This is a genomic window from Streptomyces sp. NPDC001787 (assembly GCF_040297465.1).
Taxonomy (GTDB): Bacteria; Actinomycetota; Actinomycetes; order Streptomycetales; family Streptomycetaceae; genus Streptomyces.
The window spans coordinates 24,835-34,280 of record NZ_JBEOZE010000055.1; the positions used below are offsets into that span (position 1 = coordinate 24,835).

8 protein-coding genes are annotated in these 9,446 nt (G+C 71.3%); 4 read left to right on the forward strand and 4 right to left on the reverse strand.

What is annotated here, in order from left to right; all coding sequences use genetic code 11:
• The first annotated feature begins 224 nt into the window (after positions 1-224).
• Positions 225-1,880, forward strand: a complete 1,656-nt coding sequence (cdgB, locus tag ABT170_RS39675; protein ID WP_351875958.1) for a diguanylate cyclase CdgB — start codon at positions 225-227, stop codon at positions 1,878-1,880.
• Positions 1,881-2,024: 144 nt separating this feature from the next.
• Positions 2,025-3,002, forward strand: coding sequence for a CBM35 domain-containing protein (locus tag ABT170_RS39680; RefSeq protein WP_351875961.1), 978 nt, complete (start codon positions 2,025-2,027; stop codon positions 3,000-3,002).
• A 190-nt stretch (positions 3,003-3,192) separates the two neighbouring features.
• Here the strand turns inward: ABT170_RS39680 and ABT170_RS39685 are convergent, their stop codons facing one another.
• The 4 genes from ABT170_RS39685 to ABT170_RS39700 all read right to left on the reverse strand — a co-directional run bounded on the left by ABT170_RS39685 (position 3,193) and on the right by ABT170_RS39700 (position 7,272).
• A complete protein-coding gene (locus ABT170_RS39685) occupies positions 3,193-4,041 on the reverse strand; it encodes a class II fructose-bisphosphate aldolase (protein WP_329942117.1) in 849 nt (282 codons plus the stop codon).
• Positions 4,042-4,087: 46 nt separating this feature from the next.
• Positions 4,088-5,050 (reverse strand): 1-phosphofructokinase family hexose kinase, encoded by a 963-nt coding sequence (locus ABT170_RS39690; RefSeq protein WP_351875964.1) that lies wholly within the window; start codon positions 5,048-5,050, stop codon positions 4,088-4,090.
• 177 nt (positions 5,051-5,227) lie between these two features.
• Positions 5,228-6,382: an N-acetylglucosamine-6-phosphate deacetylase gene (nagA, locus tag ABT170_RS39695; RefSeq protein ID WP_329942115.1), complete on the reverse strand. Its 1,155-nt coding sequence runs from the start codon at positions 6,380-6,382 to the stop codon at positions 5,228-5,230.
• Positions 6,382-7,272 (reverse strand): ROK family protein, encoded by an 891-nt coding sequence (locus tag ABT170_RS39700; RefSeq protein ID WP_443034264.1) that lies wholly within the window; start codon positions 7,270-7,272, stop codon positions 6,382-6,384. Before ABT170_RS39700 ends, nagA begins: the two co-directional genes overlap by 1 nt.
• Positions 7,273-7,589: 317 nt before the next feature.
• On the opposite strand from ABT170_RS39700, the gene ABT170_RS39705 reads away from it, so the two are divergent.
• The gene (locus ABT170_RS39705) at positions 7,590-8,909 is read left to right on the forward strand and encodes an ABC transporter substrate-binding protein (protein WP_443034256.1); all 1,320 of its coding nucleotides are present in this window, start codon (positions 7,590-7,592) and stop codon (positions 8,907-8,909) included.
• An 80-nt stretch (positions 8,910-8,989) separates the two neighbouring features.
• Positions 8,990-9,301 carry a DUF3263 domain-containing protein gene (locus ABT170_RS39710; RefSeq protein ID WP_351875967.1) on the forward strand — a complete coding sequence of 104 codons (312 nt, stop codon included), beginning with the start codon at positions 8,990-8,992 and terminating at the stop codon, positions 9,299-9,301.
• The last annotated feature ends 145 nt before the right edge of the window (positions 9,302-9,446 follow it).

Here is a 9,446-nt window from a genome sequence, read left to right on the forward strand (position 1 = left end):
GGGTTTGTGCAACGTACAGATTTGCGTTCAAGAAAACGATGAGCGGGTCCGGGGAGTCACTGGGAACCCTTCATCACCTGTTGTGACTTGAGTCACAGAGTCCAGTATTTGTTGACCCTGTGTACCGGGTGCACAGCTCACTGTGATTCAGTGAGCGTGACACTACAACAAGTACGTCGATATGAAACCTGGAGTTGCTGTCGAGGTCTCGGGGAGTGCGAGCAATGGAGGCCGAGTCGGAACCGTACGTTCGTCTTGCGACCATGCGGCAGCTGCACCAGGCCGTCGCTGATCTCAACACGGCGCGGAGTCTGGCGGACACGCTGCAGACCGTGGCCGACGGCATCGTCGCCGGTCTCGGCTACGAACTGGGCTGTGTGAACCTCGTCCGGCCCGACGGCGACCTCGTCATCGCCGCCTTCGCGGGCAACGCCGCCGCGGAAGCGCTGATCACCGGACGCGTCGGCTCCCGCACCTCCTGGGAACGCAGGCTGACCATGGGGGAGGCCTGGGACGAACTCCGGTTCATACCCCACACCGAGGGCTGGGTCCTCCTCGACGACGACGTACCGCAGTGGCACACCGAGGGCCCCGAGCCCCGGTTCGAGGACGAGTGGCACCCCCTGGACCGGCTCTACGCCCCGATGTACGCGTCCGGCGGCAAGCAGGATCTCCTCGGCGTCATATCCGTCGACCGCCCGCGCAACGGGCGCCGCCCCGGCGCCTGGGGGCGCGAAGCCCTCCAGATGTATGCATCACAGGCGGCGATTGCGATCAGCAACGCTCGCCTCCGAGCAAATATGCAGCGCGCCCTGGTCAGACTCGAACGGGAACAGCAGGCGCTGCGGGCCAGCGAGGAGTCGTTCCGCCAGGCCTTCGAGTACGCCCCCAGCGGGATGGCGATCGCCGAGATGGGCGGGGACCAGCACGGCAGGCTGCTGCGGACGAACGACGCCCTGTGCCGCCTCCTGGGCCGTCCCGCCTCCGTGCTGCGCCGGTACTCCTTCGCCGACCTGGTCCACCCCGAGGACATCGGCACCCTGCTGCGTACGTCGGCCGAGGGGGGCAGGGCCGAGCTGCGGCTCGGGCGCAGGGACGGCACGTACCTCTGGGTCTCGCTGCGCAACTCCGTCGTCGCCGACACCGCGGACGGCCCCCGCTTCCTCCTCACCCATGTCGAGGACATAGAGGAGCGCAAGCGCCACGAGCTGAACCTCGCGCACCGGGCCTCGCACGACGCGCTCACCGGGCTGCCCAACAGCGCCGAGCTCCGGTCCCGGCTCAGCGAACGGATCTGCGAGCGTCCGCACTCCACCGCGACCACGGCGATAGAGGCGCTGGACGCGGCGTACGGAGATGTCGAGACCTCCCGGGCGCAGGGCTTCCAGCCCGACGGCTACGACGCGGACCCGGTGCCGGGGGTCGGCCCGTACGACCACCATGTGCACACGGCGGCTCCCGACGAGGAGAAGGACGACGGGGCGAAGGGGCTCGCGGTCCTCTTCTGCGACCTCGACGGCTTCAAGTCCATCAACGACCGTTTCGGGCATCACACCGGGGACGCCGTGCTGATCGAGGTGGCCCGGCGGCTCACCACCTGTGTGCGCGACGGGGACACCGTCGCGCGGCTCGGGGGTGACGAATTCGTCGTGCTCGCGGACGGACTCGGCGCGGCGGACGCCGCCGACCTGGCCGTACGCCTGCGGAACGCCATCATCCCGCCGATCCGGGTGGACGGCAGAGCGGTCCGGGTCGGGGCGAGCTTCGGTATCGGATGGGCCGAGTGCGGCATGACGGTGGAAGAGGTCCTGCGCTCCGCGGACCAGCGGATGTACGTGGAGAAGCGGTCCCGGTCGAAGGTTCACCGCAGGGCCGGATGACGTTCATGGAACGGTCTCTCCCGGGCTCCGCACCCGCTCGCGCCGCTGTACCGGAAGGGTCACGGGAAATTCGGCGGATGCTCCGTTCAAGGTAGGCTCGGCCGGTCGGCGACGGCTGGCGACATGGTGAGGAGTGACCCAGGGATGACGGCCGGAAACAACGGCGCGAGCAAGCCCGAGGACGACGATCCGTTCGGCTACCTGTACGCGGACGGACAAGCGGCAGGCGCCCAGCCGCCCGGACAGGGAGGCTACGGCTACCCCGGTCCGGCCGCGCAGCCCGGCGTGCCCAGAACCTCGTACAACCAGGTGCGGACCGTCGGTGAGCGCCAGTACGGGCAGCAGGTTCCGCACCAGCAGGCGTACGGCCAGCAGCCCCCGCAGTACGGCCAGCCGAACGGGCAGTACGCGGCCCCCGAGACCTATCCCGGCGGCGGGCCCACCGCGCAGGTCCCGCGCCAGGGCGGCAACGGCGGCGGCAGGAGCGGCGGACCCGGCCGCGGCGGCCCCAACACCAAGGCCCTGCTGATCGCGGCGGTCGCCGTGGTCGCGGTCGTGCTCATCGGTATCGGCGTCGCCCTGGTCAACGGCGACAACGGTGACAAGAAGAAGAGCGAGGCCGGGACGACGCAGGGGCCGGCCGGTGAGGTCAAGGAGTCCCCGAAGGCCGAGAAGTCCAAGGAGCCGGAGGCGCCCGCCGAGCTGCCGAAGCAGGACGCGGCGACGCTGACGCTGGGCGGATCGGCCGTGACCGAGAAGACGGTCAAGGGCGCGCAGGGTGCCGAGGGCACCTACATCTCGGGCTTCAACCAGGTCGGCGCCTCGGCGACCTGGAAGGCGAACATGCCGGACTCCGGTGAGTACGCCCTGACCGTGCGCTACGCGATTCCGGCGGTCGACGCCTTCGCCACCCTCACGGTCAACGGCAAGGCGAACTCCCAGCCGATCGGACTGAAGAACTTCATCAAGTCCTCCGACCCGGACTGGGAGAAGAACTGGCAGACCACCTGGGCGCCGGTCACCCTCCAGAAGGGCGACAACGAGATCAAGATCTCGTGCGAGGACGGCAACCAGTGCAACGTGATCCTGGACTGGGTCGAGGTCACCCCGCCCAGGGCGTGATCCGGAGTATCCAGAGAGCGTTCGGCGGCGCCGCCTCCGGCGCCCGTGCCGCGGCGGAGACGACCGCTGCGGCACGGGACCGGGGCGGCGCCGCTCCGTTTTTCCCGCCCGCGGCAGCGGCCCGGTGGGCGTCGGTCGCGCGGGCGGGGCCCGGCCGACCGCCCATCAGTCAGTCGGCCCGGCCGACCGGTCAGCCCATCAGCCGCAGGAAGCCCGTCACCGTCGCGGCCATCGCCTCGCGGGCCGGGGCGAGGTACTTGCGGGGGTCCACGCCCGTCGCGTGTTCGGCCAGGTACGCCCGTACCGCGCCGGTGAACGCGGTGTTCAGGGCCGTGCCCACGTTGATCTTGACCATGCCCGAGGTGACCGCCTGCCGGATCTCCGCGTCGGGGACACCGCTGGAGCCGTGCAGCACCAGGGGGACCGGGACCGCGTCACGCAGACGGGTGATCAGGGCGTGGTCCAGGGCGGCGGTGCGCTCGGTCATCGCGTGCGAGGAGCCGACCGCCACGGCCAGGGCGTCCACCCCGGTGCCGGCGACATACGCGGCGGCCTCGGCCGGGTCGGTGCGTACACCGGGGGCGTGCGCGTCCAGCGGGGCCTCGCCCTCCTTGCCGCCGACCTTGCCCAGCTCCGCCTCGATCCACAGGCCGCGCTCATGGCCCCAGCGGACGGCCTCCGCGGTGGCCTTCACGTTCTCGTCGTACGGGAGCTTGGAGGCGTCGAACATCACCGAGCCGAAGCCCTCCCCGTGCGCCCGGTGCAGCAGCTCGACGGACTCGACGTGGTCGAGGTGGAGGGCGAGCGGTGCGGTGGAGGCGCGGGCGACGGCGCCGGCCGCGGCGGCGACGGCGGAGAGCCGGCCGCCGTGGAACTTCACGGCGTTCTCGGAGATCTGGAGGATCGCGGGCGCGCCCGCGCGCTCCGCCCCCGTCGCGATGGCTTCGGCGTGCTCCAGCGTGATGACGTTGAAGGCGGCGATCCCGCGACCCTCGGCCTGTGCGGCCGAGACGAGTTCACCGGTGCTGACGAGCGGCATGATGCCCCCTGCTTGCTGTTGTGCCGAGTGGTGCTGGACGCGCGGTTCAGGACGCGGGTGCGAGACGTTCGATGCCGACGCGCGGCAGCAGCTCGGCGTAGGCCGGGCCGTCGAACTCTCCGGCCGCCGGGGCCAGCACGGTCGCCGTCGACAGTGCCACCGCCCTGGTCAGCCGGTCCGGCCAGCCGAGGCCCTCCGCGACGCCGGACAGCAGTCCGGCCACCGCCGAGTCGCCCGCGCCGGTCGGGTTGCCCCGCACGGCGGCCGGCGGGGAGGCCCGCCAGATGCCGTCGGGGGTGACGGCGAGCATGCCGTCCGCCCCCAGTGACGCGATGACGCTGTGGGCGCCGCGGCGACGGGCGTCACGGGCGGCGCGCAGCGGTTCGCGGGCGCCGGTGAGCTGGGCCAGCTCGTCGGCGTTCGGCTTGACGAGGTCGGGGCGGGCCGCGATGCCGCGGCGCAGCGGTTCGCCGCTGGTGTCCAGCAGCACGGGGACCCCGGCGGCGTGGCCGAGGCGGATCAGTTCCGCGTACGCGCCGACGTGGACCCCGGGCGGCAGGCTGCCGCAGAGGGCGACCGCGTCCGCTCCGGTGAGCAGTTCCCGGTACGTTCCGATGAGGGCGGCCCATTCGCCGGCGCTGATCTGCGGTCCCGGCTCGTTGAGCTGGGTGGTGTCGCCGGTCGAGCGGTCGACGACGGCCAGCGTGCGCCGGGTGTTCCCGGCGACGGTGACCAGGGCGTCGCGCGGGGCGGGGGCCGCGGAGCCGGTGGACGGCGTCCCCGGGGGCGTACCCGCGAGGAGTTCGCGCAGAACCGCGCCCGTGCGACCGCCCGCGAAGCCGGTGACCACCGTCTCGTGGCCGAGCGCGGTGAGCACCCGGGCCACGTTCAGCCCCTTGCCGCCGGGGCGCTCCGATATCTCGCTCACCCGGTGGCTGGTGTGCGGGACGAGCGCCGGAACGGCGTACGTCACATCGAGCGCGGTGTTCAGCGTGACGGTCAGGATCATCTGCGCCGTCCCCCGATCCTTGGTGCCTCGGCCCTTTGGTGCCTTGATAGAACGCGCTTACTTCCGGTGAAGCAAAGCCCTGACGATCATGCCAAAGAGGCGGCGGTCGGCCCAGTGCTCGGGGTCAACCGCCGTCTCTTCGTTACGTGCTCGGCCTGTCGGCCGGGGCGGGTGGTTTCACCCGTTCTGCGGCTCGATGATCCATTCGCCCTTGCGCATGACGCCCTTCAGCGCGAAGTCCGCGTCCAGGACCACCAGGTCCGCGTCCTTGCCCGGGTCCAGCGAGCCGACCCTGTCGTACACGCCGAGCAGCCGGGCCGGGTTCGCGGAGATGGACCGCACGACGTCGTCCACCGGAATCCGGTCGATCGTGACGGCCCTCCGGAACGCGGTGTCCAGGGTGAGCGTGGAGCCGGCGATCGAGCCGCCCTCGACGAGCCGGGCGACCCCGTCCTTGACCTCGACCGCGAGCGGGCCCAGCTGGTACTGGCCGTCGCCGAATCCGGCCGCGTCCATCGCGTCGGTGATCAGCGCGACGCGTCCGGCGCCGGCGTGGTGGTACGCCAGCTCCAGGGCCGCCGGGTGCAGATGCGTTCCGTCGTTGATCAGCTCGACGGTGATCCGCTCGTCCTCCAGGAGGGCGGCGATCGGGCCGGGGGAGCGGTGGCCGAGGGCGGGCATCGCGTTGTAGAGGTGCGTGGCGACGGTGGCGCCCGCGTCGATGGCCTCCACGGTCTGCTCGTACGTCGCGTCGGTGTGCCCGATCGCGGCGATCACCCCGTGCTCGGCGAGCAGGCGTACGGACTCGATGCCGCCGGGCAGCTCGGTGGCGAGGGTGAACATCTTGGCCGTGCCGCGTGCCGCGTCCATCAGCTTGCGGACCTCGGCCGGGTCCGGGTGGCGCAGCAGGTCCTCGCTGTGCGCGCCCTTGCGGCACGGGGAGATGAACGGGCCCTCGAAGTGGACGCCGGCCAGGTCGCCCTGCTCGACCAGTTCGGAGAGGATCCCGGCCCGCTGGGCGAGGAAGTCCATCTCGCCGGTGACGGTGGAGGCCACCAGGGTGGTGGTGCCGTGCTCGCGGTGCGTACGGATGCCCGTGAGCACCTCGTCCACGGTGCCGGAGGTGAAGGAGGCGCCGCCGCCGCCGTGGTTGTGCATGTCGACGAATCCGGGGACCACCCAGTGGCCCGTGAGGTCGACGGTCCGGGCGCCCTCCGGCGAGCTGCCGGAGATCCGGGTGCCTTCGACGATCACCCGGCCGTTCTCGACGGTCCCGGTGGGCAGTACCACCCGGGCCCCTGCGAGAACTGTGCTGTCTGCGCGTCCGGCCATCAGGCGGATACCTCCGTGGCGAGTAGATCCCAGGCGAGCAGCCCTGCGCCCAGGCATCCGGCGGTGTCCCCGAGGGCCGCCGGGACGATGTGGGGCAGTTTCTGGAACGTGACACGTTCCTCGACGGCCGCACGCAGTGGTGTGAACAAGGTTTCCCCTGCTTCGGCCAGACCGCCACCGATGATGAGCATGCTGGGGTCCAGCAGGGTGAGCGCGGTGACCAGTCCGGCGGCGAGCGCGTCGACCGCGTCCAGCCAGACCTTTTCCGCCCGGGGGTCGCCCGCCTCGACCGCCTTCGCGCAGTCCGCGGCGTCCGCCTCCGGATCGCCCGACGCGGCGGCCCAGGCCCGGGTCACCGCGGACGCGGACGCCAGGGTCTCCAGGCAGCCGCGCTGGCCGCAGCTGCAGTGCGGGCCGTCGGGCCGGACCACGAGGTGGCCGATCTCGCCCGCGTAACCGTGGGCACCCGCCTCGATGGAGCCCGCGATCCCGATGGCCCCGGCTATCCCGGTGCCCAGCGGCACGAAGAGGAAGCGGTCCGTGCCCCGCCCGGCACCGATGCGTCCCTCGGCCAGACCGCCGGTCCGGACGTCGTGGCCGAGCGCGACGGGTACGCCGAGCCGCTCACCGAGCAGGGCGCGCAGGGGGACGTTGCTCCAGCCCAGGTTGGAGGCGTAGAGCAGGACCCCGTTCTCGGCGTCGATGATGCCGGGCACGGCGACCCCGGCGGCGACGGCGCTCTCGCCGAAGTGCTCCTCGCCGTACGCGCGCAGTTCCGCGGCGAACGCGAGGATGGATTCGACGACGGCCTCGGGCCCACGCTTGCGCCCGGTGGCCCGCCGGGCCTGGTGCAGCAACGTGCCGTCGGTCCCGACCAGCGCGGCCTTCATTCCTGTGCCGCCCACATCGAGGGCGATGACATGTCTCACGGGAGACAGTTTCGCCCGCCGACCCCCGATAGGTCTAGTCCACTAGAGTGGTTTGTTGCGCATCCATACAAAATCACTGGTGGGGGCGGCCCGGGTTGTCCCCCTTGTGTGCGTTGCCGAAGCGATACGCCGGTGGTGTAGACCTCCTGAGCGTAGATGGTGGAAAATCGCTGTTCTTCCGGATGGCGTCCGTGCGGGGGGCCGGATTCGCGGCCGTGGTGAGGCGCGAAAGCAAACGGGACGCCGGTGCGATGTGACATGGGTGCCATGGGGCGCCGATGTCCGTGACCGACGCGATCGAGCGCGTGCAATCGATGGGGAAGGGCGGGACCGTGCAGCGGCGCTTCATGGGTCTGACCGCGGTGGTGGCCGCACTAGGAATGACGACGGCGTTGACGTCGTGCGGGGGTGATTCCGGCTCGGGGGACATCACGCTTCAACTGGTGGCGGCCGACTACGGCACCAACGCGGCCAACACCTCCGAGAAGTACTGGAACGGCCTCGCCGCGGGCTTCGAGAAGGCCAACCCCGGCATCAAGGTCGACGTCAGCGTGTACCCCTGGACGGACGTCGACCGCAAGGTCGCCGAGATGGTGAAGGCGGGCAGGGCACCGGACATCGCCCAGATAGGGGCGTACGCCGACTACGCCAAGTCCGGCAGGATCTACACCGCCGACCAGATGCTCGCCATCCGCACCCAGGCCAACTTCCTGCCGGTGCTGAGCGACGCGGGCAAGGTCCGGGGCAGGCAGTACGGGCTGCCCTTCGTCGCCAGTACCCGGCTGCTCTTCTACAACAAGAAGCTCTTCGGGCAGGCCGGTCTCGGCGCCCCGAAGACCTGGGACGACATCCGGCGCAACGCCTCGGCGCTCAAGCAGCGCGGTGTCAGCTACCCGTTCGCGCTGCCGCTCGGCCAGGAGGAGTCCCAGGCCGAGACCATGATGTGGCTGCTCAGCGGGGGCGGCGGCTACACGGACGACGTCGGCGCGTACAACATCGACTCCGACAAGAACGTCGCCACGCTCCAGTGGCTGAAGGACAACCTGGTCGGCAAGGGGCTCACCGGCCCCGTCGAGCCCCGCGAGCTCGACCGGGCGAAGGCGTTCGAGGCGTTCACCGAGGGCGATGTCGGCATGCTCAACGGGCACCCCACGCTGATGCGGAAGGCCGAGGCGAAGGGTGTCGATGTCGGCATGGTGCCGCTGCCCGGCATCGACGGCCCCACCCGGGGAACGATGGGCGTCGCCGACTGGATGATGGGCTTCAAGCAGAACGGCCACCGCCGCCAGATCGGCAAGTTCTTCGACTACGCGTACTCCGACAAGAACGTGCTGGCCTTCGCCGACGAGTACGACATGCTGCCGGTGACCGGCAGCGCGTCCGCCGTGATGGAGAGCGACGCCGCGCACAAGCCGCTGCGGGACTTCCTGGCGGCGCTGCCGAACTCGCAGTTCTACCCGTTCGCCAAGACGTCCTGGGCCCAGGTCAGCGAGGGCGTCAAGAAGAGCATCGGCGACGCGGTCGCTCCCGGCGGCAGCCCCCGCAGTGTGCTCGGCGCGATCTCCAGCGCGGCGACGCGGGCGGAGAGCGCGGAGTAGCGGGCGCACAGGAGCGCGGAGCGGCGGGCGGGGCGGCGGACCCGGTGGCGGTGTCCGGGGTGGGGATTAGGTTGGTTGATATGACCGTCCCCGAGAAAGGCCCCGACGACGTGCCGGTCGATGACGTGCCGTCCGGCGACGTGCCGGTCGGCGACGCGGCGGTCGGCGACGCGCTGTCCGGCCGGGACCGTGCGCTGCTCGCCCTGGAGCGCCGCTCCTGGGCCGGTCCCGGGGCGAAGGAACGGGCGATCCGCGAGGAGCTGGGGATGTCGCCGGTGCGCTACTACCAACTACTCAACGCCCTGATCGAGGACCGCCGGGCGCTGGAGGAGGACCCGGTGACGGTGAACCGGCTGCGCCGGATACGGGACGCGAGGCGGGGCCGCCGCTGAGGCGGTGCCCCGCCCCGGGGCCCGCTGCTCCCGCGCCCGGGGCCCGCCGCCCCCAGCTCCTGGAGTCCGCCCGCGCCCGGGGCTCCCGCGACCTAGTCGTTGAATACCGACGGGATGATGTATTTCGCGTTCACCTCGTCCTCGG